Annotated in this window: 18 protein-coding genes and 1 pseudogene; 10 read left to right on the forward strand and 9 right to left on the reverse strand. The window is 69.6% G+C overall.

Annotated features, from left to right (window positions below; translation table 11 throughout):
- On the reverse strand, positions 1 to 4,363 hold a 4,363-nt coding region (locus tag ADL01_RS03365; RefSeq protein WP_420719680.1), incomplete at its 3' end, for an RHS repeat domain-containing protein.
- Positions 4,364 to 4,905: 542 nt separating this feature from the next.
- Between ADL01_RS03365 and ADL01_RS03370 the strand changes: the two genes are divergently transcribed.
- The 3 genes from ADL01_RS03370 to ADL01_RS03380 all read left to right on the forward strand — a co-directional run bounded on the left by ADL01_RS03370 (position 4,906) and on the right by ADL01_RS03380 (position 9,763).
- Positions 4,906 to 8,496: a DNRLRE domain-containing protein gene (locus tag ADL01_RS03370; RefSeq protein WP_053740356.1), complete on the forward strand. Its 3,591-nt coding sequence runs from the start codon at positions 4,906 to 4,908 to the stop codon at positions 8,494 to 8,496.
- Between the two features lie 179 nt (positions 8,497 to 8,675).
- Entirely contained in the window at positions 8,676 to 9,287 is a 612-nt protein-coding gene (locus ADL01_RS03375; RefSeq protein ID WP_053740357.1) for a Uma2 family endonuclease, read from the forward strand.
- Positions 9,288 to 9,355: 68 nt separating this feature from the next.
- A complete protein-coding gene (locus ADL01_RS03380; protein WP_053740358.1) occupies positions 9,356 to 9,763 on the forward strand; it encodes a VOC family protein in 408 nt (135 codons plus the stop codon).
- A 2-nt stretch (positions 9,764 to 9,765) separates the two neighbouring features.
- Here the strand turns inward: ADL01_RS03380 and ADL01_RS03385 are convergent, their stop codons facing one another.
- Entirely contained in the window at positions 9,766 to 10,389 is a 624-nt protein-coding gene (locus ADL01_RS03385) for a Uma2 family endonuclease (RefSeq protein ID WP_053740359.1), read from the reverse strand.
- A 237-nt stretch (positions 10,390 to 10,626) separates the two neighbouring features.
- Between ADL01_RS03385 and ADL01_RS03390 the strand changes: the two genes are divergently transcribed.
- The 3 genes from ADL01_RS03390 to ADL01_RS03400 are packed head-to-tail and all read left to right on the forward strand — an operon-like array spanning position 10,627 to position 12,404.
- Positions 10,627 to 11,034 (forward strand): hypothetical protein, encoded by a 408-nt coding sequence (locus tag ADL01_RS03390; protein WP_053740371.1) that lies wholly within the window; start codon positions 10,627 to 10,629, stop codon positions 11,032 to 11,034.
- Positions 11,035 to 11,039: 5 nt separating this feature from the next.
- Positions 11,040 to 11,600, forward strand: a complete 561-nt coding sequence (locus ADL01_RS03395) for a thiol-disulfide oxidoreductase DCC family protein (RefSeq protein ID WP_053740360.1) — start codon at positions 11,040 to 11,042, stop codon at positions 11,598 to 11,600.
- Positions 11,601 to 11,609: 9 nt separating this feature from the next.
- Positions 11,610 to 12,404 carry a TetR/AcrR family transcriptional regulator gene (locus ADL01_RS03400; protein ID WP_053740361.1) on the forward strand — a complete coding sequence of 265 codons (795 nt, stop codon included), beginning with the start codon at positions 11,610 to 11,612 and terminating at the stop codon, positions 12,402 to 12,404.
- A gap of 13 nt (positions 12,405 to 12,417) precedes the next feature.
- Here ADL01_RS03400 and ADL01_RS03405 read toward each other — a convergent pair whose 3' ends face one another.
- Positions 12,418 to 14,829, reverse strand: coding sequence for an MMPL family transporter (locus ADL01_RS03405; protein WP_053740362.1), 2,412 nt, complete (start codon positions 14,827 to 14,829; stop codon positions 12,418 to 12,420).
- A gap of 176 nt (positions 14,830 to 15,005) precedes the next feature.
- Between ADL01_RS03405 and ADL01_RS03410 the strand changes: the two genes are divergently transcribed.
- Both ADL01_RS03410 and ADL01_RS03415 read left to right on the forward strand, forming a co-directional pair.
- Complete coding sequence (locus ADL01_RS03410) at positions 15,006 to 15,692, forward strand: response regulator transcription factor (protein ID WP_053740363.1); 687 nt, start codon at positions 15,006 to 15,008, stop codon at positions 15,690 to 15,692.
- Positions 15,689 to 17,221: a sensor histidine kinase gene (locus tag ADL01_RS03415; protein ID WP_053740364.1), complete on the forward strand. Its 1,533-nt coding sequence runs from the start codon at positions 15,689 to 15,691 to the stop codon at positions 17,219 to 17,221. The genes ADL01_RS03410 and ADL01_RS03415 overlap by 4 nt, the downstream gene beginning before the upstream one ends.
- A gap of 69 nt (positions 17,222 to 17,290) precedes the next feature.
- On the opposite strand, the gene ADL01_RS03420 is transcribed toward ADL01_RS03415, so the two are convergent.
- Together ADL01_RS03420 and ADL01_RS45720 are read right to left on the reverse strand one after the other, a co-directional pair.
- Positions 17,291 to 18,583, reverse strand: a complete 1,293-nt coding sequence (locus ADL01_RS03420) for a metallophosphoesterase (RefSeq protein WP_053740365.1) — start codon at positions 18,581 to 18,583, stop codon at positions 17,291 to 17,293.
- Between the two features lie 32 nt (positions 18,584 to 18,615).
- Entirely contained in the window at positions 18,616 to 18,858 is a 243-nt protein-coding gene (locus tag ADL01_RS45720; protein ID WP_053740366.1) for an SCO4848 family membrane protein, read from the reverse strand.
- 139 nt (positions 18,859 to 18,997) lie between these two features.
- Between ADL01_RS45720 and ADL01_RS03430 the strand changes: the two genes are divergently transcribed.
- Positions 18,998 to 20,287, forward strand: a complete 1,290-nt coding sequence (locus tag ADL01_RS03430; protein WP_053740372.1) for a D-alanyl-D-alanine carboxypeptidase family protein — start codon at positions 18,998 to 19,000, stop codon at positions 20,285 to 20,287.
- 19 nt (positions 20,288 to 20,306) lie between these two features.
- Here the strand turns inward: ADL01_RS03430 and ADL01_RS03435 are convergent, their stop codons facing one another.
- The 4 genes from ADL01_RS03435 to ADL01_RS03450 form a co-directional block, all read right to left on the reverse strand.
- Positions 20,307 to 21,218, reverse strand: coding sequence for a YihY/virulence factor BrkB family protein (locus ADL01_RS03435; RefSeq protein WP_053740367.1), 912 nt, complete (start codon positions 21,216 to 21,218; stop codon positions 20,307 to 20,309).
- Between the two features lie 73 nt (positions 21,219 to 21,291).
- Positions 21,292 to 21,870, reverse strand: a complete 579-nt coding sequence (locus ADL01_RS03440) for a 2'-5' RNA ligase family protein (protein WP_053740368.1) — start codon at positions 21,868 to 21,870, stop codon at positions 21,292 to 21,294.
- Positions 21,871 to 22,117: 247 nt separating this feature from the next.
- A complete protein-coding gene (trpS, locus tag ADL01_RS03445; RefSeq protein WP_053740369.1) occupies positions 22,118 to 23,131 on the reverse strand; it encodes a tryptophan--tRNA ligase in 1,014 nt (337 codons plus the stop codon).
- Between the two features lie 124 nt (positions 23,132 to 23,255).
- Complete coding sequence (locus ADL01_RS03450; RefSeq protein WP_053740370.1) at positions 23,256 to 24,704, reverse strand: glycine hydroxymethyltransferase; 1,449 nt, start codon at positions 24,702 to 24,704, stop codon at positions 23,256 to 23,258.
- 512 nt (positions 24,705 to 25,216) lie between these two features.
- On the opposite strand from ADL01_RS03450, the pseudogene ADL01_RS03455 reads away from it, so the two are divergent.
- Positions 25,217 to 25,655 (forward strand): annotated as a pseudogene (locus ADL01_RS03455) (hypothetical protein); the annotation flags it as partial.

The raw sequence follows: 25,655 nt of genomic DNA on the forward strand, positions 1-25,655 counted from the left end.
CCAGCGCGCCCGGCAGGCTGTCGTACGAGAACGACTTCACCGGGTTCGCGGTCGCCGATCCCTCGCGGACGTAGGTGACACGGCCGAGGTCGTCGTACTGCGTGAACGTCGTCCGGTTCTCCGCGTCCGTCACCTTGTTCGGGCGGTCCGCGGCGTCGTACCAGGTGTCCGTCTGTCCGACGTCCGGGTCCGTGGTCGACTTCACCCGGCCCCGCGCGTCGTACGTGTACGTCCAGAGGTTGCCCGCCGGGTCCTTCACCGTGTCGCGGTAACCCCGGGCGTCGTACCCGTACGTCGTGGTACGGCCCGCGCCCGTGCTGGTCTCGTCCTTGTAGTGAAGGATCGAGGTGACGCGGCCCAGGGCATCGGTGGAAGTGCGCGTCCGGGGGGCGGTCGAGCCGGGCGGGTTCACGTCCGTGCTCGTGTCGTTGTAGGTCGTGGTCGTCGCGTACTTGAACCGGCCGGAGTGGAACGTCGACTCCTTGTACGGGCGTTCCAGTCCGTCGTAGCTGAACTTGACCTTGCTCGGAATCAGGGTTTCGGACCGGGGCTGGAAGATATCGGTGGTGGGCTCACCCTTCGCCAGATAGGCGCCCCTCTGCTCGTCCACCAGTCCGTGGTCGTCGTACGTGGTGTCGGTGACGACGCGGCCGGGACCGTGCGCCTCCGACTGGGTCTGCACCTGGCGCAACAGGCCGTCGTAGATGGTGACTTGCTTGCCGTAGGTGCCGTCGTCCCTGAGTGTGCTGGTGGTGACGGCGGCGGGACGGCTCGCCTTGTTGGGGTCGGCGACCGCCCGCTGGTAGTCGATCACCACGTCCGGCGTACCGCCCGGGGAACGGGACGGGGACCAGCCCCTCACCAGGCGGCCGAGTGCGTCGTACTCGTTGCGTGTGACGCGGTTGTTGGCGTCGGTGACCGTCAGCGGCAGGCTGCGGCCCGGGTCGAAGGTCGTGGTGACACTGTGCCCCAAGGCATTGGTCGTCTTCACGGCGGTGAGCGGGCCGCCCTCGTCGCCGGGCGTGTACTCGGTCGTCGTCGTGCCCGCCGCCGGCTTCGTGACCGTTCGGATGCGGCCCAGCGTGTCGTACACCATCCGCGCGGCGACCACGTCCGCGGTTCCGGTGCCGTCCACGGCGGTGACAGTCGTCACCAGGCCCCTCGTCGGGGTCTCGTTGTCGGCCGTGCTTCCGTCGTAGTTGTTCCGTACGGACTTGATGAGCTTGGTCGCCGGGTCCGCCGCCGCGTAGTCCGCGCACGAAGTGCCCGTGCTGCGCTGCGACTTGGGCAGACCGATCAGCCATGCCGAGGGATTGTGGACGTACGTCGTCACCGTGCACGTCCGGTCGGAGAAGGTCTCGTCGGTGCCGGCGCCGGGCTTGACCACGGACGTCTCGACCTGGATGGGCAGGCCGTAGGTGTCGTCCACCGAGGTCAGCGTGCGGACGGCCTGCCAGCTCTCGCCGACGGTCTGGATCTCGTCCGTGCGCTTGATTCCGCTGCGGTATGCCAGGAGCGGATCCAGGTCCGTGCCGTCCTCGGCCTTTCTGGCGCGCGACGCGGTCTGCTTCGACCAGGGGAAATTCAGGGTGCGCTTCGACCAAGGGAGGTCCGGGAGCGGCCTCTGGGTTGCTTTGTCGGAGTCGCGGTAAGTGATCGTCTCGGCCGTCATGCCCGCGTACTGCGGGCTGTCGTCCTCGATGAGGTTGTACTTGTTCTTGGAGTCCTTGATCTGGCCACCGACGCCGAGGAAGTAACGGGTGACGGAGTACGACCGGGCCTGAAGGATGTTCTGCCCGCTGGCGGATCCGCCCTTCGTCACCGCCACCTCTCGGTAGCCGCGCCAGTCGCTGAACGTGCGCAGGGACGGGCGGGTGAACTCGTCGTCGCTCTTGGACCAGGCCGGCCCCGTGTACGTGTAGGACGTCTTGATGTTCTGGCCGTGCGACGTGACGACCTTGTCATGCTCGATCACGGACGCGACGACGTACTTGTTGAACCACACCTTCCCGGGGTTCTTCTCGTCGCCGTCCGGAGACCAGTGGACCGGGTAACACGTGCCGTTGTTCCGGCCGTTGTCCGTGGCCGGTGCGCTCGCGCAGCCGCCCGTGTACTCGACATCGACGGCACCGCCGGTCTCGGTGGACACGGTGCCGATGCGGGGGCGTGTGAAGCCGGGGCGCTGATCGCTCTTGCCGGTGCGGACCAGGTTCGGGAGCTGCTTGTCGCGCAGGCGCACCTTCAGCGGTGACTCCGAACCGACCTTGTACTCGGCGAAGCTGACGCCGTCCGGATGCTGGATGGTGCCGGTGGTGTCGCCGGGGGCGAAGCCGGTGCGGGTGATCGAGTTCAGCCAGAGGCTGGGGGCCGTGTCGTACCAGTCCTTCGGGAAGGACTGGTTGAGGGTGTACGTGTCGACCTTGCCGAGGCCTGTCCGGCCGGCGCGGGCCGCGTTCGTCGTGATCGTGTCCAGGCGGATCTGCGTCCAGAAGGACGGGAAGGCGGGGCACATCTTCGACGTGGACTTGCAGTTGAGGTTGCCGGGGGTGTCCCACCAGAGGCGGTACGCGCCCGGGTCGTCGGTCTTGCCGAAGCTGGCCGCGTCGCACGCCGCCGTCGGCTCGAGGCAGCGCTGCTGGACGCCGAAGTCGACCGTCGCCGACGGCTTCGTCAGGTCCGCGCGCATGCCGTACTCGATCTTCGTCGGGTACGCGAAACGGTCGTACTCCTCGGGCGCCGTGAACTTCTTCTTCACGGCGTAGGAGTTCTTCTCCTGCTTCCAGCGGACGACCAGCGCGTTGCCGTGCACGTCGACGACCTTGTCCAGGCCCCAGCGCCAGGCCTGCTGCTTGTCCGCGCCGCAACGGGAGTTGGCGAAGGTGCTGGTGTTGCAGGGTTCGCCCGGGTGGTTGCCGAAGACGGGGACGGTGGAGACGGAGTCGGTGTCGGCGTGGCCGCCGCCCACCTTGTTGAGGCCGTAGTAGTACTTGGTGCCGTCCGTGGTGGTGACGATCCAGTACTCGCCGTTGTCGTCCCGGTTCGTGCCCTTCGTGATGCGGTGCTCGACCCTGGTTCCGTCGTCCTGCGTGGGCCGGTAGATCTCGGTGTCGGTCTCCGGATCGCTGCCGGCGGGCGCGTCCCGAACGAGTTCGGTGGTCTTGCCCGCCAGCGACATCACCGCGTTGTACGACACCCAGCACAGGTCGGACGTCTTGTCCTTCGCGGCCTTGTTGTTGGGGGTGCCCGTCTTGCGGTCGTCCTGGCAGCTTCTGTACCGGCGCTCGATGTGGCCCGGGTCGTAGTCCCAGCCCTCGCCGATCCAGGACACCTGGGGCGAGGAGACCGCCGTACGGCCGTCCACGGTCTGCGAGTTGTACCCGAGCGCGATGTTCGGGGCCGGGCCCGCGGGCGCCGCCGGAATAGTCAGCGGGTACGACCAGGTGAAGGCGCCCGAGGAGCCGCCGGCCGCCCACTTGCCGCTGGAGGCGAGCGGGGTCGCCTTGAACGAACCGCCGTTGCCCTGGCCCGAGTCGATCGCGCCGACGGCGGCGCGGTCGCCGGAGGCCGCTACGGCGGTGCCGGTGGCGGCGGGCGAACCGCGGTAGGAGGCCTGGACTGTCGCCGGTCCGCCGACGGGGGTTTCGCGTGTCGCCGAGGCCGGGGTGACCGTTCCGTCGGCCGCTGTGTCGACGACCGCGGTCATGGACTCGGTCGCCGTGTCGTTCGTGGTCTCCAGTTCCACGTACTCCTGGCACGCCTCGAGCTGCGGGGTGTCGAGGTAGCACTCGGGGAACTGCACCAGTCTGAGGCGGGAGGCCCAGTCGGCGCCGTAGAGGCTTTTGAACTTCGAGTAGTCGATCTTGACCGAGATGGGCACGGATCCCGTCGCCGGAGCCTGGACGCCCACGACGGTACCGTCCACGCCCTGGGAGACGGCCTCTGTCCGGCCGTAGACCTTGACGTCCCAAATGCCTGTGGGGGCAGCCTGGTTGGGGGCCTGGCCGAGGCTGATGGGCAGCACGCCCGCCGGTTTCGGGTCCGCCACCTGTTGGGCGGTGGCGCCGGTGCGGACGGAGGCGGGTGTCGTGGTCGCGTTCGTCGCCGAGCCGAAGTTGACGCTTCCGGTGCCCACGGGCGTGGTCGTCGTACCCGCCGGCGCTTGTTCCAGGCGCGGGGGCATCGCGATCCTGAAGGGCCTCGCGTGCTGCTCTTCGGTAACGCCCTCGACAGGCACTTCCGGGTCGAGCGTCTCCAACTGGAGCGTGTCCTCGCGGCCCCGTTCGGCCGCGGCCGGGTCGGGCGGCACGGCGAACGCCTGAACAGGCAGAAGACCTACCAGCAGGGCCGCGCCGACAGTGGGCACAACAGCCGTCCGCAGACGCGAAACACGGCGACTGCGGGCATGCGAAAAGCGACCGAACACGGTGAGGTCCCCCCGGACCACTTGGTGCGGGACCAGGATCGGACCACACGTGGGGCATAGCAGATGCCGGAGATTCTGTGATGGATCTGTGGGGTTTCGCTAGATCACCTGTGTGGATGTGATGATCCACACGGTACGTAGCATCTTGTAGCGGTTGGTGACGGGCGGAGTCCGACCTAACCGAGGTAAGGGAAGCCGCCACCCCTTTGCGATCTATTACAGATTCTTAATTTCCCTTTACAAATGCCACACAAATCAGGGGTTTTTGAGGGCTTTAGAAGCGATTCGGGGCCATGAGTTCGCTCCGCAGGGCAGTTGTCGGCGGGCGAGGTCAATCACCGATACGGGCCTGGCGATTGACTGACTCAATCCGTGCCCGCGTTCGCAAAGCGTGACGACAGCCAACTCTTGGGCCATCATCGGCGGGCCCGGTCGCGCCCTGTCGCGCGCCCGGTTCCGAGGGGGGAAGGGGAACTCGCCCGATGACGCGCACCACGCGCAACCGGTCTCGCATGCCCGGAACACGCATGCCCGGAAGCCGGACCACCGCCGCCGTACTCACCGCGGCTCTCGCCGCGACGGGCATCGTCTTCGTGAGCCTCGGCCTGGACGACTCCGACTCGGGAGCGGGGTCAGGGTCGGGCGACGGGGTGAAAGGTGGTCGGCGCGCGCAGCCGGTGACCGAGGCCGTCGCGATCGCGCGTGCCACGAAGACGGGGAAGTCCGTCGAGGTCACCGCCTTGCGGACCGCCCGCTCCACGACGTGGGCCAAGGCCGGCGGCGGCATGGTGAAGAAGCTGTACGCCACGCCGATCCGGGCCAAGGTGGGCGGCGAGTGGAAGGACATCGACTACGACCTGCGCCGCACCGATGCCGGTTGGGAGCCGACGGCCACCAACACGCGGATCGTGTTCTCGGCCGGTTCGAGCGCGTCGTCGTCCCGTGCCACCCGGCCCGCCCGGTCCGGCCAGTCCGGCCAGTCCGGCCAGTCCGGCGAACGTGCCTCCCGCGCCACCACCGTCCGCCGCGTCTCCCTCCTCAAGGGCACCTTCGCCGACGCGGAGCTGGCCGCCGACGAGGCGCCAACTCCCCTCGTTACCCTCACCGTTGACGGCCACGCCATCCAACTCACCTGGCCCGGCCCGGTACCCACCCCGATCATCGACGGATCCCGGGCGCTGTACCCGGAGATCTTCCCCGGCGCCGACCTCGTCCTCACCGCCGACGACGACGGCTTCGCGCAGCTCGTCGTGCTCAAGAACCGGCAGGCCGCCGCCGATCCCCACGTCCAGCAGCTCACGTACGGCGTCTCCGCCCCGGACCTGGACTTCCGCCTCAACGCGGTGACCGGCATCCTCTCCGCCGAGGACGCGTACGGCGAGGACGTCGCCACGTCGCCCACCCCCCTGATGTGGGACAGCAGCGGTGTCCCGGCCGTCACGGACGGCGGGGTGGGGGCCGGCGCGCAGCCCACCGAGGCCGAGTCGCCCGTACCCACCGACGTGCCCGCGCCCGACACCACGCCCAGCGACAGCGTCAGCCCGGCCGACGACGATCCGGGCGAGACGGACGAGCAGGCCGACACGGAGCCGGAGGATCTGCCGTCCGCCTCGGACGGCCCCGCGCCGACCGTGTCCGCGTCCCCGCTGCCGTCCGCACCGCCCGAGCCGACGCCCGCGCCCTCGCAGACCGGCTCGGCCGCGACCCTCAGCCTGCCGTCACTCGAGGGCCCGGCCCCCGACTCACTTGGCGAGGTCGTCAAGTCCGAGCTGTCCGGATCCCATTGGCTGCTCACCCCCGACCAGGACTTCCTCGCCGACCCGGCCACCACCTACCCGGTCTTCGTCGACCCGTCGTTCAAGAGGCACGTCCAGAGCTGGACCACCGCCTACAGCCGCCACCCCAACGCCACGTTCTACAACGGCAAGGGCTTCAACAAGGGCGGTACGCACGAGGCGCGCGTCGGCTTCGAGTCCGACACCTGGGGTACCTCACGCTCGTACTTCAACATCGAGTTCGACAAGGCCCTCAAGGGCACGAAGATCCAAAAGGCGACGCTGCAGCTCCTGGAGACGTACGCCTGGTCGTGCAGCGCCCGTTCGATGACCGTGCACCTCACCGGCCCGATCGACTCACGCACCAACTGGAACAACGCGCCGAGTCTGCACGACGGCAACAAGTACGCGACCAAGAGCTTTGCCCACGGCTTCAAGTCCGGCTGCCGGGACGCCTTCGAGACGTTCGACCTGCGCGCGGCCGCGCAGAAACGGGCCGACGAAGGGGCGACCACGATCACCTTCGGAATGCGGGCGAGCGACGAACATTCGCAGTACGCGTGGAAGAAGTTCCAGGCGGACAGGGACTTCGCGCCCGTGCTGATACTCGAGTACAACCGGAAGCCGTCCGCCCCGGACTCCCTCGACCTCGGCCCCGAGGCCAAGTGCACCACCACCAGGCCCTACGTCCGGATGGCCGCCGGCGGCATCACCTTCACCGCCCGCTCCACCGACAAGGACGCGAACCTCGACTTCCTCGACTTCGACCTCTGGCCGGACGGCAAGTGGAAGGACACGGGCGATCTGCTCGGGGGCACCGGCAAGGTCTCGGTCGATGGGAGCAGAAGCGCGGCGCTGGTCACCACCCACGCGTTTCCCACCAGCAGACTGACCAACGGCGTCACCTACGCCTGGCGGGTGCAGGCCAAGGACGACGCCGGAAGTTCCTCCGGCTTCTCCCCTGCGAAGGCGCCCTGTCGCTTCGTGCTCGACCTGTCGGCGCCGAGGCCGCCCAGGGTCGCCTCCGTCGACTTCCCGGACGCCGACCGCGAGGACGACGGCTTCGGCCACAAGGGCGAGGACGCGATCTGGAGCACCAAGAAGTTCGGCACCCCCGGCTCCTTCACCGTCCGCGCCCTGGACACGGACGTCGTGCGGTACGAGTACGGGTTCAACTCGCCCAACTTCGCGTTCGGTCTGAACCGCACGTTCGGCACCGCCGCCACGGTCAGCGCGACCCTCGCGAACGCCAAACCCCCGTCCGCCGGCCCGAACGTGCTGTACGTCCGAGTCGTCGACCAGGCGGGCAACGTCTCCGAGCCGACGAAGTACCTCTTCTACGTGACGCCACGCGACCAGGCCGACGCCCCCATGGACTTCACCGGGGACAAACTCCCCGACATGATGGTCGTCACCGAGGCCGGCGACCTGGCCATGTACTCCTCCCGGACCGACGTCATGGACCTGACCAAGAAGACCGGCGACCTCAACGAGAACTCGATGCCCGGCGCCTACTACGCCAACCGGGCCAAGGATCCCAACGGCAACGACAACGTGCCGCCCTACTCGTTTCCGGGGCACGGGCGCTTCATGGGTGCGCTGATCACCCACAACGGTGACATCTACGGTGGCGACGGCCTCCAGGACCTCGTCGTCCGCCGGGACGGGCGTCTGTGGGTCTACCCCGGGGACGGGTACGGCGCCGTCAACATCGACAAACGCGTCGAGATCCTGCTGCCCGGCGGCGCGCCGAGTCCCGCGACGTTCACACAGATCATGGCCGCGGGTGACGCCACCGGCGACGGCCGGACCGACTTCTTCGCCACGATCGGTCAGGAACTGTGGGCCTTCACGGGCTATCACGGGGCGACGATCGACCAGGCCATCCGGCTCTCGGCGACCGGTTGGACCGGCCGCGACCTCGTCACCGCGCAGGACGTCAGCGGCGACGGCGTGACGGACCTCATCTACCGCGAGGACACGGCGTCCGTGCTGAGGCTCCGCAAGGGCATCGCGGCCGAGGGCGGCGGAGTCAGTCTGGCCTCGCTGGCCAGCAGCAACGCCTCGGCCGGTGGCACCGACACCGAGTACGCCCCCGCCGGCTGGAACGTCGCCAACATGCCCCACCTGCTCGGCATCCCGGACTCCAACGGCGACAACATCCCCGACCTCTGGGCCGTCCGAGCCGACGGCACCGTCCGCTTCTACGCCGGCGGCAGGGCGACCATGGCCCCCGTTCCGGGACGAGAGGTCCTCCCGGCGAAGAGCTACTGGAAGACCCGGATCACCATCGGCTGATCACCGGCCGAGGTGGTACCGGTAGCTGGTGTGCGTACGTCGTCAAGGCCCCGTTTCCGCAGGAAGCGGGGCCCTCGGCTGTGCCGGACACTCGATCGGGTGACGTACTGCGATCGGCCCGCACACGTCCTGACCGGCCTACGATGAGGTCCTCGACACCAGCCCCCAGGAGGCACGCGATGTCCGCAGCATCCGTCGAGCGGCACCACGGCGACCGTCCGCTGATCGCGGAGGCGAACCGCCTCATGGAGCGCAATCCGGGCTACCGCGTCGAGATCATCGGAGGCCTGATCCTCGTGTCCCCGCCCCCGGACGTCGCCCACGCCCGTGCCTTGGCCAGGCTTACGCGCCCTTTCACCGCGGCCGGCATCGACGGAAGCGAGACGGAGGTCCTCCAAGGCGTTGGCCTGTGGTTGCCCAGCGGCAGCGAGGACTACGCCGTCCCTGATCTCGTCGTCGTCGACGCCGACATCGAAGAGCATTTCGTCGGGAACAACTGCTACGAGCCGGTGGCCTTCCGCCTCGTCCTGGAGGTCACCTCCACCAACTGGAAGGCCGACCTGCAGACCAAAGTCGCCGCGTACGCCGACGCCAACGTGCCCGTCTACGTCGTCGTCGACCGCAAGCACCAGCGCCTCCACGTGCTCACCGACCCCGAGGGCAACACGTACGCCACCCACCGCGTCCACGCCCCCGGCGAGCTCGTCGCCCTCCCCGACTCCCTCGGCGCCAAGGTCACCCTCGACGTCGCCGAGATCCTCGACGCCGGACAGGCGAAGCGAACTCCCTGATCAGCGCGCCCCCCGATCGCCTCACCCGCCTCCACGGTTTCCGCCGACCATCCCCTTAACCTGACGCCATGTCAGATGACGAGTCGTACGAACTGCTCGGTTTCGACAACGTGCTGCTGCCCGTCGGTGACCTCGCCGAGGCGGTCGCCTTCTACCAGCGCGCCGGGTTCGGGATCACCGCCCGGCTCGACGAGGCCGGGATCGCCGTACTGAGGGTCGGCGCCGAGACCCCCGGGCTGCTGCTGCGCGTCGAGGAGGCGCTCGGCCACCGGCCGCCGCCGTGGGCCTCGCCCCGGGTGTGGCTGGAGGTACCGGACGCCAAGGCGGCGGCCCGCGCCCTGACCGCGGCCGGCATCACCCCCCTCGACGTCCCGGCGTCCGTCGCCACGGGCTGGACCGTCGAGATCGCCGACCCGTGGGGCAACGTCATCGGTTTCACGGACTACCGGAAACGGCCGGAGCTCGCGCGGTCATGAAGTCATGACGTGGACCGGCGCCCGCTATTGATCGCCGTCAGGTCGATGTCGATCTCGAAGGGCACAGTCACCTTCAGGCGGTCGTGGAAGATGCCGGTGAGGCCGTAGACCATGGTGGCTGGGTCGAGTTCGTAGACGTAGACGACCGGGAGGCCCTGGTCGCCGTCCTGCTCGACCCGCCAGAAGTGTGGTACTCCGGCTGCCGCGTACTTGCGGGGCTTGACCTCGCGATCGCGTTCACGAGAGTCGGCCGAGACGACCTCGACGGCAAGGACGATGTCCTCCGGCCTGTACCAGGTCTGGTTCGGACCAGTAACCGCCTCCGCCGGAAAAACCACGATGTCCGGCTCCGGCCGGTTCTTCTGGTCCAGCCTGACCGCCATTTCCCGGTCGACGTCCAAATGCGCTGGCGCCTGAGCCAGCAAGGCATTGTCCAGCAGACGCATCATGCGACTGTGGAACCGGGTCTGGGCACTCATGAAGACGAGACTCCCGTCGATCAACTCCGTGTGCGGCGGGAGGCCCGGAATCCGGTCGAGGTCGTCCGCGGTCCAGCCCTCAGCAGGCGGGATCGGCCAGCGGTACGGCGGCTCATCGCCGAGCTCGTCCTCTGATACGGCGCTCATCAGTGCTCCCATGCGACGGAGTCTCGCCTGTCCGTTAAGCGTACCCAGCACGGACAGTCGTGGCGCCACCTGAACGAGGCACCCGCTCACGGAACGTTCGTGCGATTCGTTCGGGCGACATCGAACGCTACTTGAACGTGTTCAAAAACAGGTCTACAGTCATCCCCGTAAGCATTTTTGAACGCGTTCAAGTCGTTCAAGAGGCATCTCAAGAGGCACGGGGACAAGGACGAAGACATGGACCTCACAGTCGTCGCGTACGTCATATACCTGCTGGTCAGCGTCGCGCTGACCGTCTGGGTCGCGCGCACCCTCAGCAGTAACGGGCGCGTTTTTCTCGCCGATGTGCTGCGGGGGAACGAGAAGCTCGCCGATGCCGTCAACCATCTGCTCGTCGTCGGCTTCTATCTCGTCAACCTCGGGTTCGTCGCCCTCTATCTGAGCGGTGACGGGGACATCGGCAGCACCCGGGAGGTCTTCGAGGCCCTCTCGACCAAGCTCGGGGTCGTGCTGCTGGTGCTCGGTGTCATGCACCTCGGGAACGTCTTCGTGCTCAGCAAGATCCGTCGGCGGGGTGTCATGGAGCGGGAGCAGGTGCCGCCCGTCGCGCCGCAGGGCTGGGTCGCCCCGGCGGGCGGGGCGTGACCGCGATGAGCCACCTGGACGCGGCGGGGTCGGGGGACACCGCCGCCCGCGCGGACCGGGACGCCACGGGGGGCGTTCCGGTCCGCCGGCTCACCGTTCTGTACGACGCCGACTGCGAGCTGTGCACCTTCGTGCGCGAGTGGCTCGGACGGCAGCCTCAACTGGTGCCGCTGGCGCTGGTCCCGGCGGGATCGGAGCGGGCACGGGGGCTGTTTCCGACCCTCGACCACTCCGCCACCCTCGACGACGTCACCGTGGTCGGGGACGCCGGGCAGGTCTACCGTGGCGCCGGTGCCTGGGTCGTCGTGCTGTGGGCGCTCCGCGAGTACCGGCCGCTCGCCCATCGGTTCGCCACCCCGGCCGGGGCCGTGTTCGCCAAGGGTGCCGTCCTCGCCGCCGCCAAGTGGCGCGGGCGGCAGCAGGGCACCGGCAGGGGCGGCCGGGCGGTGTACCGGCGGGCCGACGGGTGGTCGTACGATCCCAGCTTCGGCTGGACGCACACCGCACCCGGCGCCCTGCCCGCAGGCCCACCCGGCTGTGGCAGCGGCACCTGTTCCACTGGTTAGGCTCCTTCCGTGTCAGCAGCGAAAGACAGCCCCAAGTCCTCCGAGTCCTCTGCGTCCTCTGAGCCCTCCGCGTCTGCTCCCGCTCCCGCTCCCGCGAAGAGTGAGCAGACGCGTGCGTTGATCCTGGAGACGGCCATGCGGCTGTTCAAGGAGCGGGGGTACGACAAGACGACGATGCGGGCCATCGCTCAGGAGGCCGGGGTCTCCGTCGGCAACGCCTACTACTACTTCGCCGGCAAGGAGCACCTGATCCAGGGCTTCTACGACCAGCTCGCCCGCGAGTACCAGGTGGCCGCGCGGGAGGTACTGGACCGGGAGACCGACCTGGAGGCCCGGCTTGCCGGGGTACACAGGGCCTGGCTCGATGTGGCCGCTCCCTACCACGAGTTCGCGGTGCAGTTCTTCAAGACCGCCGCCGACCCGAACAGTCCGCTCAGCCCGTTCTCCGCCGAGTCGGAGCACGCGCGCGTGCAGGCCATCGACGTACACCGGGAGGTGCTCGCCGGGTCGAAGGCCAAGGTGCCGGAGGAACTCAGGGACGTACTGCCCGAGTTGATGTGGCTGTCCCAGATGGGGATGGTCATGTACTGGATCTACGACCGTACGGAGGGCCGCGAGCGCACCTACCGGCTCGCCGGGCGCGGCGCCCGGCTCACCGCGCGCGGGGTGGCGCTGGCCCGTTTCCGTGTGCTGCGGCCGCTCGTCCGCGAGGTCCACGACCTGTTCAGCGACTTCCTGCCGGGGATGACCAACGCCCTTCCCGAAGAGTCCGAGGAATCCGGGAAGGGCGAGGCGGTCAAGTAGGTCTCGGGGCAGGTCAGTTCACTGCGTCCACCTCGTCCGCTCCCTCCTCCGAGGGCTCCGGCAGCTCCACGTCGTACACGAGGGGGCCGTCCTCGATGGTCACCTGCCGGGCCCGGGAGCCGTACGAGGGTGCTGTCGCCGCCAGCAGGTACGTGCCGGGGGTCGGGACGGAGAGGGTGTACGAGCCGTCCGCCCGGGAGGTGACCCGGTCCAGTTGGCGTCCGCCCTTCGTCAGCAGGGTCACCGACGCGTCCTCGACCGGAGCGCCGTCCGTGTCACGGACGAAACCGTGGACCACCGGGGCGGGTTCGCCGGCGGCCTCGGGCTCCTCCTGCGGTTCCACCGCCAGATGGGGCAGGCGCTTGTCCAGGCCCGCCGGCAGCCACCAGTTGGAGTTGCCGAGCAGGTGCATCGCGGCCGGAACCAGGGCCGTACGGAGGATGAACGCGTCCAGCGCGACCGCCGCGGCGAGGCCGATGCCCGCCATCGCGCCCTCCAGGTCGCCGCTCAGGACGAACGCCGAGAACACGCAGATCATGATCAGGGCCGCGGAGTTGATGACCCTGCTGGTCTCCGTCAGGCCGACGCGGACCGCCCGCGCGTTGTCCTTCGTGTGGACCCATTCCTCGTGCATCCGGCTCACCAGGAACACCTGGTAGTCCATCGAGAGGCCGAAGAGGAGGGACAGCATGATGACCGGCAGGAACGCCGTGATCGGGCCCTCCTTGCCGACGCCGAGGAGTTCCGTGCCCCAGCCCCACTGGAAGATCGCCACCAGTACGCCGAAGGAGGCCGCCGCCGCGATCAGGTTCATGAGCGCCGCGGTGAGGGGGACCATGAGGGAGCGGAACGCCACCATCAGGAGCAGGAAGCCGAGGGAGATGATCGCCGCGACGAAGTAGGGCAGACGGTCGCCCGTCACCGCCGCGAAGTCCTTGAAGGTGGCCGTCACTCCGCCGACGTGGGCCTCGGCCCCGGAGGCCGGGACGATGTCGTCGCGCAGCCGGTCGATCAGCTGGTCCGTGCTCTGCGACTGGGGTGACGTCGTCGGGACCACCTGGATCACCGAGACGCCGTGAGAGGCGGGTGCCGCTCCCGCCTGGGCCACGCCCTCGGTCGTACGGATCTTCGAGACGAGCGCGTTCGCGTCGCCGTTGGCGACCACCACCAGCAGCGGGCCGTTGAATCCGGGGCCGAAGCCCTCCGCCAGCAGGTCGTACGCCTGGCGGGTGGTCGTCGACTCCCGGTGGTTGCCCTGGTCGGTCGCGCCGAGCCGGATGGACAGGACGGGCAGCGCGAGGATCAGCATCGCCAGCAGGGCCATCGCCGCGGTGGAACGCGGGCGCCTTTCGACGTACGAGGACCAGCGCGCCGCGAGTCCGTTCGCCTCGAGCGGTTCCGGTCCCGTCGCCTCCAGCCGGCGGCGCTGCCTGCGGCTGAGGACACGCATGCCGAGGAGGCCGAGGAGGGCCGGGAGCAGGGTCATCGCGGCGAGGACGCTCAGGACGACCGTGACGGAGGTCGCGATGACCACGCCGTCCAGGAAACGCATGTTCATCACCAGCATGCCGGCGAGCGCGATGCACACGGTGCCGCCGGCGAACAGTACGGCGCGCCCTGACGTGTTGAGCGCGGTCGCCGCCGCGTCCTCGGGCCGCGCACCGCGCAGGATGCCTCGGCGGTGCCGGGTGACGATGAACAGCGCGTAGTCGATGCCGACACCCAGGCCGATCAACGAGCCGAGCAGCGGGGCGAATTCGGGAAGGTCGGTGACATGGCTGAGCAGCGCGATCGTCATCAGGCCGGTGCCGAGGGCGGCGACCGCGACGACCAGCGGCAGCAGCATCGCGAAGAACGAGCCGAAGGCCAGGAACAGGACGACCGCCGCGGCCAGGATGCCCACCGTCTCCGCGATACCGGCGGGCGGATCCTGCGTCTTGGCGATCGCCTGGCCGCCCAACTCGACCTGGAGTCCGTCGCGTTCGGCGGACCGGGCCGTTTCGACGACGTTCTCGATCGTGTCCTTGGGCACTCCGTTCGCCTGCTCGGTGAAGGTGACCCGGGCGTAGGCGATCCGCCCGTTCTCGCTGATCTGGGCCGCGCCACCGGGGGCATACGGACCGGCGACCGCGCCGACCCCCGCCATCTTCGCTATCTCCGCGAGCTTCGGCTCGATCCGGGAGCGCACCGACTCGTCGCGCACGGAGCCCTCGTCGACCTTCCACACCACCGTGTCGGTGTCGCCCGCCGCCTGCGGGAAGGCCTTCTCCAGCAGTTGGTACGCACGCGTGGAGTCCGTGTTGGGGAGGGAGAACTCGTTCGCGTAGTCCGTGCCCGCGGCGGTCCCCGCGACGCCCAGTCCGAACACGGCCCCCACCCATATCAACAGGACCACCAGCCGGTGCCGATAGCACCACCGCGCCAATGCCTCCACGCTCAACACCCCTTGCTCGTCTTCTTGGTCGGTTCGGTCGGTCCCCCAGGTCCTGGCAACAGGATTGGTTGCGGCACGCGGGCGTGCACACCGGTCGGGCCCGACTCTCAAGGAACTCCAAAGCGCGAACAGGCACCGCTGTCAGTGGTCCCGCCGATACTGGGGGCATGACAGCTCCAGGCACCGTGCTGGTGGTGGAGGACGAACCGAGCATCGCGGACGTCCTCGCCATCGCCCTGCGCTACCACCGCTTCGAGGTGATGGTCGCGGGCACCGTTCGCGAGGCGCTCACCCTCGCCGAGCGCACCCGGCCGGACGTCGCGCTGCTCGACATCATGCTCCCGGACGGCGACGGCCGGGCCCTCGGGCGGGAACTGCGCGAGCGCAGACCCGGGTTGGCCCTCGTCTTCCTGACGGCGCGGGACGCGCCGGGCGAGATCGTCGGCGCCCTCGGCTTCGGCGACGACTACATCACCAAGCCGTTCAACATCGACGAGGTGGTCGCGCGGATCACGGCCGTACTGCGCAGGACCCGGCCCGCCGACGTGCTCCCGCAGCGGCCGTTGCTGCGCTACGGCGACCTGGAGCTGGACGAGTCGACGTACAGCGCGCACCGCGCGGGCAACACCGTCGAGCTGACTCCCACGGAGTACGCGCTGCTGCGGTTCCTGGTGCGCAACGGCGGCCGGATCGTGTCCAAGGAGCAACTCCTGCGGCATGTCTGGCAGTACGAGCACACGCCTCCCGAATCGACGGTCGTCGAGACGTACATCAGCTATCTGCGGCGCAAGCTCGACGCGATCGGGCCGCCCCTGATCACCACCCGGCGCGGTGTCGGATACGGGCTGTCGTGAGTCGCCCGGGGTTCAGGGCGGCGTGGCGGCGCACCTTCCGCTGCAAGCGCGGGATCCACTCCCTGCGGGTCAAGCTGACGCTGGCCAACGTGGCGCTGCTCGCCCTCGGCATCGTCGTGGCGACCGCCGGCAGCGTGATGGGGATGCGGCTGTATCTGCAGGACAGCGTCGACACCCAGCTGATGAGCACCCGGGACTCGATCGGCGACTCCCGGATCACGCTGGAGCAGATCGACTCCCTGACCGCGTTCGCCGCTCTGACAGACAGGTACCGGCACAGTTCCCCGGGCGCCGGCCCCGCCGGCTCAGCTCCCTCCGGCCCGTCGGACACCGGCCCCGTGAACTCCAGCTCCTTCGTGTCCGACGGCATCTTCGTGGTCGTCGGCGAGAACGGGCGGGCCATGCCCGTCGCCGGGTTCGAGGCCACCGCCGACCAGCGGGCCCTGGTCGCCGCCGTCTCCGATCCGGGCGCCCTCGCCGACGACGACCAACCCCACGACATCCGGATGCGGGACGCCCCCTACCGTGTCACCGCCGCCCACCTCGCCGACGGCACGACCGTGCTCCTGGCCACCTCGACGGACGCCCTGCGCGACGTTCTCGGCAAGGCCCTGAAGCTCGATCTCACTGTCGGGACACTGCTGTTGGCGCTCCTCGCCGTGCTCACCATGTTCAGTGTGGGCCGCCGTATGGCACCCCTGGAGGACATGGTCGAGACCTCGACGGCCATCGCCGAGGGCGATCTCACCCGGCGGATCCCGTCCAGCCGTGAGGCCACCCTCGAGGTCGAACAACTGCGGGTCGCCCTCAACACCATGCTCCACCAGGTCGAGTCGGCGTACCGCACCCGCGAGCACAGCGCGGCCCAGCTGCGTCAGTTCGTCGCCGACGCCTCGCACGAACTGCGCACCCCGCTGTCCGCGATACGCGGCTACCTCCAGCTGTACGACAAGGGCATGCTGACCGACCCGAAGGAGCGCCGGCGCGCCTGGGACCGGATGAACGGCGAGGCGGACCGCATGGGGCGCCTCGTGGACGAGCTGCTGACCCTGGCCCGTCTCGACCAGCGGCCCGAACTCCGCCTGAAAAACGTCGACTTGAGCCGCCTGGTGCGGGACGCGGCGGAGGATCTGCGGATCCAGGAACCGGCCCGGCCGGTCAGCGTGTCCGCCGACGGGGCGATCCTGGTACGGGCCGACGAGTCGGGGCTCAGACAGGTACTGGGCAACCTCGTGGGCAACGTGCGCACCCATACGCCGGCCGGTGTGGCGGTGCGGCTTGGGGTGGAGCGCGTGGACGGTGTCGTACGGCTGTGTGTCGCGGACGAGGGGCCAGGTCTGGCGCGGGAGGACGCGGCGCGGATCTTCGACCGGTTCTTCCGGGCGGGGGGTGGGGCGGGGAGCGGGCTGGGGCTGGCGATCGTGCAGGGGGTTGTGCAGGCGCACGGCGGGGAGGTCGCGGTGCGGACCGCCTCCGGCGAGGGGCTGGCCGTGACGATCACTTTGCCGGAGCGGGTGGGTCGCCCCTGACCGGCGCGGCTGGCGCGACTGGCTTGGCTGGGGGGCGAGTTGTTCGGTCTGTCGGCGTCCGAGCCGTGGTCACGCGGTCGACGCCAACTCCACCACGGTGATGTCCGACGGCGCCCCCACCCGCGTGGGCGGACCCCACGCGCCGGCGCCCCGGGAGACGTACAACTGCGTGTCTCCGTACCGCTCCAGGCCCGCCAGGGTCGGGTTGGCGAGGTCGGCGATGAAGTTGCCGGGCCACAGCTGGCCGCCGTGGGTGTGGCCGGAGAGCTGGAGGTCGACGCCGTGTTCGACGGCGTCGTGGATCTGCACCGGCTGGTGGGCCAGCAGCACGCTCGCCCGTGAGGTGTCCCGGTCGCCGAGCGCCTTGGCGAAGTCGGGGCCCTGGCCCTCGCTCTCCCCGGCGAGGTCGTTGACGCCGGCGAGGTCGAAGGCGGGGAGTTCGACGCGCGCGTTCTCCAGGGGGTGCAGACCGAGCCGCCGTACCTCCTCGATCCACTGTTCGGCGCCGGAGAAGTACTCGTGGTTGCCAGTGACGAAGAACGCGCCGTGGCGCGCCCGGAGTTGGGCGAGGGGGGCGGCTGCCGGGCCGAGGTCCTTGACACTGCCGTCGACCAGGTCGCCGACGACCGCGATCAGGTCGGGCTGGGTGGAGTTGATCGTGTCGACGACCTTCTGCGCGAAACCCCGGCCGAGGACGGGCCCGAGGTGGATGTCGCTGACGACGGCGATCCTGAACCCGTGGGCGCCGCGCGGGAGTTTGGCCAGCGGCACGGTGACGCGCTTGACGCGGGGGCCGCGCAGGACGCCGTACGTGCCGTATCCGACGGTCCCGGCCGCCACGGTCGCGGCCGTTCCGGCGACCACCCGGGCGACGAAGAGACGCCGGGAGGGGGCGGAGAGGGGCCGGGGGGAGGCACCGGGGTCAGGGGTGCTCGGGGTGGCAGGGGTTTCCGTTGGCTGTTCCTGGGGCTCGGACGACACCGCCGGTACGGTCTCCGTCTTGCGGAGCGGTACGGGCGGTACGGCGGCCCCGGCCGCGGTGCGCCGGTCCAGGAACCGTCGCAGCAGTGGCCGTACGGCCTCGCCCGCGATCAGGGACAGCCCCAGATAGATGAACACGGCCAGCCACAGGAAGCCCGGCCAGGCCAGTGTGCGCTGGAGCCAGAAGGGTGCGCCGGTCCGCTCGGCTACCAGGGCCGCGATCATCATCACGGGCAGCGCGACGAACACCACCGTGCCGACCCGGCGGACGAGGCCGGGGCCGGCGGTCGTGTCGCGCACCAGGCGGCGCCAGACGTACCAGTGCAGCCCCACGAGGGTGGCGACCGCGGCGAGGCCGGCGAGCACGAAGACGATGACCATGCGGGTGTGTCCCCCGTTATGAGGTCTGGCGGCTATGAGGTCTGGCGCAAAGCGCGCAGTCCACGCAACCCGATGCCCCCGACGATCGTCCCCAATACGAAGGAGACGACCGCGAGCACCAGGTGCACCCAGAAGTACGCCGTCGGAGCACCCGCGTCGTCGAACGCGAGTCCGCTGCCGTCCTTGACCAGATTCTTGATGAAAGTGACCCAGATGACCCAGCTCCACACCCCGAAGGCGAGCAGGAACCAGGAGACGGGGCGGCTGAGCTTCATGGGTTCAGTATCGCCGCCCGGTACGGGGGCCGGTGGCCGGGGTGGCGAGAGCGACATCAAGGTCGACATCGAGGTCGGCATCAGGGTTGCTTCCAGGGGCGGTACGACTTCACGGGCCAGTACATGTACGTTCTCCGTCGTGCCCGCCACCAAGAAGACCGCCAGGCGAACCCTGCTGGTCACCTCCGCCGCCCTGCTGTCCGCCGCGCTGACCGCGCCCGTGCCCGCGGTCGCGGCCCCCAAGCCGACGCCGGGCGCCACCCCTACGGCGACTCCCCCGGCGAACATGTCGACCGTGGGCGGGCAGCGGCTCGGGCAGGCCGGGACGCAGGTCAACCTCGCCGCCGGGGTGCCGGTGATCCCCAAGGACATCACCGGCCGCTCCTGGATCGTGGCGGACGCCGAGTCCGGCGACGTCCTCGCCGCCCACAACGCGCACTGGCGGCTGCCCCCGGCGAGCACGCTGAAGATGCTGTTCGCCGACACGGTGCTGCCGAAGTTCCCGAGGACGATGAAGCACAAGGTCACGGACGCCGACCTGGCGGACGTCGGCGCCGGCTCCAGCATGGTCGGCGTCAAGGAGAAGGAGACGTACACGGTCCACGACCTGTGGCTCGGCGTCTTCCTGCGCTCCGGCAACGACGCGGTGCACGTGCTGTCCCACATGAACGGGGGCGTCGCCGCCACCGTCAAGGACATGAACGAGCACGCCGAGGAACTCCAGGCGCTCGACACGAAGGTGGTCAGCCCCGACGGCTACGACGAGCGGGGGCAGGTGTCGTCGGCGTACGACCTGACGCTGTTCGCCCGCTCGGGGCTGCAGAAGAAGGATTTCCGCGAGTACTGCTCGACGGTTTCGGCCAAGTTCCCCGGCGAGACGAAGAAGAACAAACAGAACAAGCTGGTGCGCGGATCCTTCGAGATCCAGAACACCAACCGGCTGCTCGCCGGCGACTCGGACATCTCCGTGTACCAGGGCATCGCGGGCGTGAAGAACGGCAACACCACCAACGCGGGCGCGACCTTCACGGGGGTCGCCGAGCGGGGCGGCAAGGTGCTGCTGGTCACGGTCATGAACCCGGAGAAGACCGAGCACAACGAGGTCTACAAGGAGACCGCACGGCTGCTCGACTGGGGGTTCAGGGCCGCCGGGAAGGTACAGCCGGTGGGTGAGCTGGTCGCGCCCAAGGGGGCGGCGGGGTCCAGCGCCTCACCGGGACCGACCGAGGGCGCCACCGGCGCCGGTGAGGCGGGGGGCGGCTCCGGAAAGGGGGGCGCGTCCGCGTCGCCGGTCGCGAAGGAGGCGTCCCAGGTCGCGACGGGAGGGCGCGGGATGGGGGTCGCGCTGGGGATCGCCGGGGGTGTGATGGTGCTGCTGGCCGGGGGGGCGTTTCTGGTCAATCGACGGTGGCCTTTGCGGAAGAAGTAAGGCCAGCGGGGTCTCGTCCTCACACGCCGGACGGGCTGGGATGGCGGACGTCCGACGTGTCGGGTCCCTCGGACACCTTCGTCTCCGCCGAGGGCGTCGCCGTCCAGGACGCGCAGAACAGGACCAGTTTCGACGTGAAGTTGATCCACAGGAGCAGGGCCACGGGGACGCCGAACGCGCCGTACATGCTCTTCCCGGCCACGTCCTGCATATAGCTGCTCAGCAACAGCTTCAGCAGTTCGAACCCGGCCGCGCCGATCAACGCCGCGACGAACAGCCGCCGCCGGGTCGGTTCCACGCCGGGCAGCAGGGTGAGGACGTACAGGAGGAGCAGGAAGTCGGCGAGGACCGCGACGGCGAACGCGGCCAGGCGCAGCAGGACCGCTCCCCAGCCCGCCTCGTCGATGCCGAGCCCCCGCGCCACCCAGCCGACCGCCGCCGAGGCGACGGTGGACGCGCCGATCGTGACGAGGACCGCGCCGCCCAGCCCGACCAGCACACCGGCGTCCTTGACCTTGCGCAGGACGGGATTGCCCTCGTCCTCCGGCACTTCCCACACCGCCCGCAGACACTCTCGCATCGAGCCGACCCAGCCGATGCCGGTGAACAGCAGTACGGCGCCCGCGATCACCCCGATCGTGCCCGCGTTCTCGACCAGCCCGGCGATGTTCAGCTGGTCGGAGATGCCGGGCACCTGCTCGGAGATCTTGTCCTGGAGCTCCTTCTGCCGTCCGGTGCTGAGCGTGGCGGCGGCGACCGCGGCGGCCACGGTGAGCAGCGGGAACAGTGCCACGAAGCTGATGAAGGTCATCGCGGCGGCGAGACGTGACCACTTGACGCGGTCGAGACGCTCGTACGACCGCCACACGTGTGTCGTCATCAGGCGGACGACGACCGGGCCGACGCCGGGGAGCTTCTTCAGCCAGTCCATGGAGAACTTGTACCCCGTAAACGCCGGACCTTGGTAATGCCCGTTACCCGGCTCTACCCGGTTCCACCTGGCTCTACCTGGCCGGGAGGGGGCCGCGTGCCACATGGGCCGCCTGCGGCGGCACGACGGTCCCGCCGAAGGCGTAGTCGCGCAGCTTGCGCCACACCGCGTCGGCTCCCTGCTGGTAGAGCGCGAAGCCGGTGCACGGCCAGCCGGCCTCGTAGTCGGCGAGTTCCGCGAAGGCCCGGTCCATCGCCTCTTCGGAGATGCTGTGCGCGACCGTCACATGCGGGTGGTACGGGAACTGCAGTTCGCGTGCCACCGGCCCGGAGGCGTCACGGACCTGCTTCTGCAGCCAGGTGCAGGCCTCCGCGCCCTCGACGATCTGGACGAACACGACGGGCGACAGTGGCCGGAAGGTGCCGGTCCCGGAGAGCCGCATCGGGAAGGGTCGGCCCGCGGCGGCCACGTCGACGAGGTGGGCCTCGATGGCGGGCAGCGCCGTGGAGTCGACTTCCGTGGGCGGCAACAGGGTGACGTGGGTGGGGATGCCGTGTGCGGCGGCGTCACCGAAGCCCGCGCGCCGCTGCTGGAGCAGGCTGCCGTGTGGCTCCGGGACCGAGATCGACACACCGATCGTTACGGTCCCCACGTCGTCTCCTGTTCGTCGGATCGGTGTTGTCTTGCTGTGCTGCTCGTGCTGTGCTGCTCATACGGGCTGTTGCTCATATGGGCTGTTGCTCGTACCGGTCGGCTTTCGACTGTACGGCCCCGGCGGGTCTGCGGGCAGGCGCAACCGGAGTGATGTGCAGCGCTCTGGTGCCGCGTCGTGCGCGGTGCGGTGCTACTGGTACCCCTGCGACAGCGGTTCAGTGCTGCTCAGTACTGCTCGGTGCCGGTCAGTGCTTGGCGGGCAGGAAGCCGACTCTCCCGTAGGCCTGGGCGAGGGTCTCCGCGGCGACGGCCCGTGCCTTCTCCGCGCCCTTGGCGAGGATCGAGTCGAGCGTCTCCGGGTCGTCCAGGTACTGCTGGGTGCGCTCCCGGAACGGCGTCACGAAGTCGACCACGACGTCGGCGAGGTCCACCTTGAGCGCACCGTAGCCCTTGCCCTCGTATTTCCGCTCAAGTTCGGCGATGTCCGTGCCCGTGAGGGTGGAGTAGATGCCGAGCAGATTGCTGATGCCGGGCTTCTCCTCGCGGTCGAAGCGGATCACGGTGTCCGTGTCCGTGACCGCGCTCCTGACCTTCTTGGCGGTGGTCTTCGGGTCGTCGAGGAGGTTGATGAGGCCCTTCGGCGTGGACGCCGACTTGCTCATCTTGATCGACGGGTCCTGAAGGTCGTAGATCTTCGCCGTCTCCTTCAGGATGTACGGCTTCGGGATCGTGAACGTCTCGCCGAAGCGGCCGTTGAAGCGCTCGGCGAGGTCACGGGTCAGCTCGATGTGCTGGCGCTGGTCCTCGCCGACCGGCACCTCGTGCGCCTGGTAGAGGAGGATGTCGGCGACCTGGAGGACCGGGTACGTGAACAGCCCGACGCTCGCCCGGTCGGCACCCTGCTTGGCGGACTTGTCCTTGAACTGGGTCATCCGCGACGCCTCACCGAAGCCGGTGATGCAGTTCATGACCCAGGCGAGCTGGGCGTGCTCGGGGACGTGGCTCTGGACGAACAGCGTGCAGCGGTCGGGGTCGAGCCCGGCCGCGAGGAGCTGCGCGGCGGCCAGCCGGGTGTTGGCCGTGAGCTCCTTCGGGTCCTGCGGGACCGTGATCGCGTGCAGGTCGACGACCATGTAGAACGCGTCGTGGGACTCCTGCAGGGCCACCCACTGGCGGACGGCGCCGAGGTAGTTGCCGAGGTGGAACGAGCCTGCGGTCGGCTGGATTCCGGAGAGCACGCGGGGACGGTCAGAGGCCATGCTTTTCATTGTCTCAGAGGTGTGGGGTGGATTCGGTACGCGGGGAGCTACGGACTGTACGGGGCTGGTCGCGCCCTGCGGCGGGGGCCGCGGATCGATGCGGCCCCCGCCTTCTGAAGACACCTCAGCCGAGGTCGATCTCCGGGTACAGGGGGAAGCCCGCCACCAAGTCCGTCGCCCGCTGCGAGATCTCGTCGGAGATCTTCGCCTCCAGGACGTGGGACGCCTTCGACGGGGCGCCCGACTTGGTCGTACCGGGCTCGGCGGCCGTGAGGACGCGGTGGATCAGGCCGGCCACCTCGTCCATCTCCGCCGTGCCCAGGCCGCGCGTGGTCAGGGCGGGGGTGCCGACGCGGATGCCCGACGTGTACCAGGCGCCGTTCGGGTCGGCCGGGATGGAGTTGCGGTTGGTGACGATGCCCGAGTCGAGCAGCGCGGTTTCCGCCTGGCGGCCGGTGAGGCCGTAGGAGGAGGCGACGTCGATCAGGTTGAGGTGGTTGTCGGTGCCGCCGGTGACGAGGGTGGCGCCCCGGCTCATCAGGCCCTCGGCGAGTGCGCGGGCGTTGTCGACGATGCGCTGGGCGTAGTCCTGGAAGGCGGGCCGGCGGGCCTCGGCGAACGCGACGGCCTTGGCGGCCATGACGTGCGGGAGAGGACCGCCGAGGACCATCGGGCAGCCGCGGTCGACCTGGTCCTTGAGGGAGTCGTCGCACAGGACCATGCCGCCGCGCGGGCCGCGCAGCGACTTGTGGGTGGTCGTCGTGACGATCTGGGCGTGCGGCACCGGGTCGAAGTCGCCGGTGAGGACTTTGCCCGCGACCAGGCCGGCGAAGTGCGCCATGTCGACCATGAGGGTCGCGCCGACCTCGTCGGCGATCTCGCGCATGATCCGGAAGTTCACCAGCCGGGGGTACGCGGAGTAGCCGGCGACGATGATCAGCGGCTTGAAGTCACGGGCCGTCGTGCGCAGCGCCTCGTAGTCGATCAGGCCGGTCGCCGGGTCGGTGCCGTAGGAGCGCTGGTCGAACATCTTGCCGGAGATGTTCGGGCGAAAGCCGTGGGTGAGGTGGCCGCCGGCGTCCAGGGACATACCGAGCATGCGCTGGTTGCCGAAGGCCTGGCGCAGCTCGGCCCAGTCGGCGTCGGAGAGGTCGTTGACCTGGCGGGCGCCGGTCTTCTCCAGGAACGGGGCCTCGACGCGGTCGGCGAGTACGGACCAGAAGGCGACGAGGTTGGCGTCGATGCCGGAGTGCGGCTGGACGTAGGCGTGCGCGGCGCCGAAGAGTTCGCGGGCGTGCTCGGCGGCGAGGGCCTCGACGGTGTCGACGTTGCGGCAGCCGGCGTAGAAGCGGCGGCCGACGGTGCCTTCGGCGTACTTGTCGCTGAACCAGTTGCCCATGGCCAGCAGGGTGGCCGGGGAGGCGTAGTTCTCGGAGGCGACCAGTTTGAGCATCTCGCGCTGGTCGGCGACCTCCTGAACGATGGCGTCGGCGACGCGCGGCTCGACGGCGCGGATCACGTCGAGGGCGCTGCGGAAGGCGGTGGATTCGGGGGAAAGGGGCTCGGCTGACATGGGGACCTCCGGACGTGGCGTTCGGCGTTCACGGCTCGGCCCAGGCGCACGGCACTGACTCGCGGACCCCGGCAACGGGTTGCGACGGTCCTGGGGCCGCTTCCCGATGGTCGGTCCCATCCCAGCGCGCCAGTCACGGCCCGCCGATCAGCCTAGCGGGCGGGTCGGCGGTGCGGGCCGTTCCGTCCACCATGCGAGCGACGTCAGTGCCTTGCTGGTGTGGGTTGTCTCGCCCCCGCCGCCCTTACCCGTCCCATCCCCGGGGCTGCCGCCCCAGACCCCGCTGTCGGCCCTGGACGGGCCTTGTCCTCAAACGCCGGACGGGCTGGGATGGCTGGGCCTGGGCTTGATAGAAGCAGCGCACGGGTGGGTGGCTGGGAAACACGACCTTGGGTTGAAGGTGCCTGGTCGTCTCGGCCTGGGGTGGGAAGGAAGGGTCAGCTGAGGGGGCCTTGCCCCCTGGTTCTCCCGCCCTCCTCCGGCCCGCCTACAGTCGCAAGGTGCTCTTTGGAATGGTGTGCGCGCTCGGCGCGGCGGTCTGTTTCGGTACGGCGACGGTGCTGCAGGCGATGGCCGCGCGGGCGGCGGCCGACGGCGCCGGTCCGGGGACCGGTCCGGGTGGCGACGCGGCCTTGCTGCTGCGGGCGTTGCGGCAGTGGCGGTACGTCGCCGGACTGGCCCTGGACGGACTCGGCTTCCTCTTCCAGATCGCCGCGCTGCGGTCCCTTCCGATCTACGCCGTCGGCGCGGCGCTGGCCGCGAGTCTCGCCGTCACCGCGGTGGTCGCCGCCTGGCTGCTGCGGGTGCGTCTGAGCGGGGTGGAGTGGGCCGCGGTGGGGGTGGTGTGCGCGGGGCTGGGGATGCTGGGGCTGGCGTCCGGTACGGAAGGGGAGCAGGCCGGGTCGGACACGCTGAGGTACGCGATGCTCGCGACCGCGGTGGGTCTGCTGC

The sequence above is a fragment of the Streptomyces sp. NRRL WC-3618 genome (assembly GCF_001280005.1).
Classification (GTDB): Bacteria; Actinomycetota; Actinomycetes; order Streptomycetales; family Streptomycetaceae; genus Streptomyces.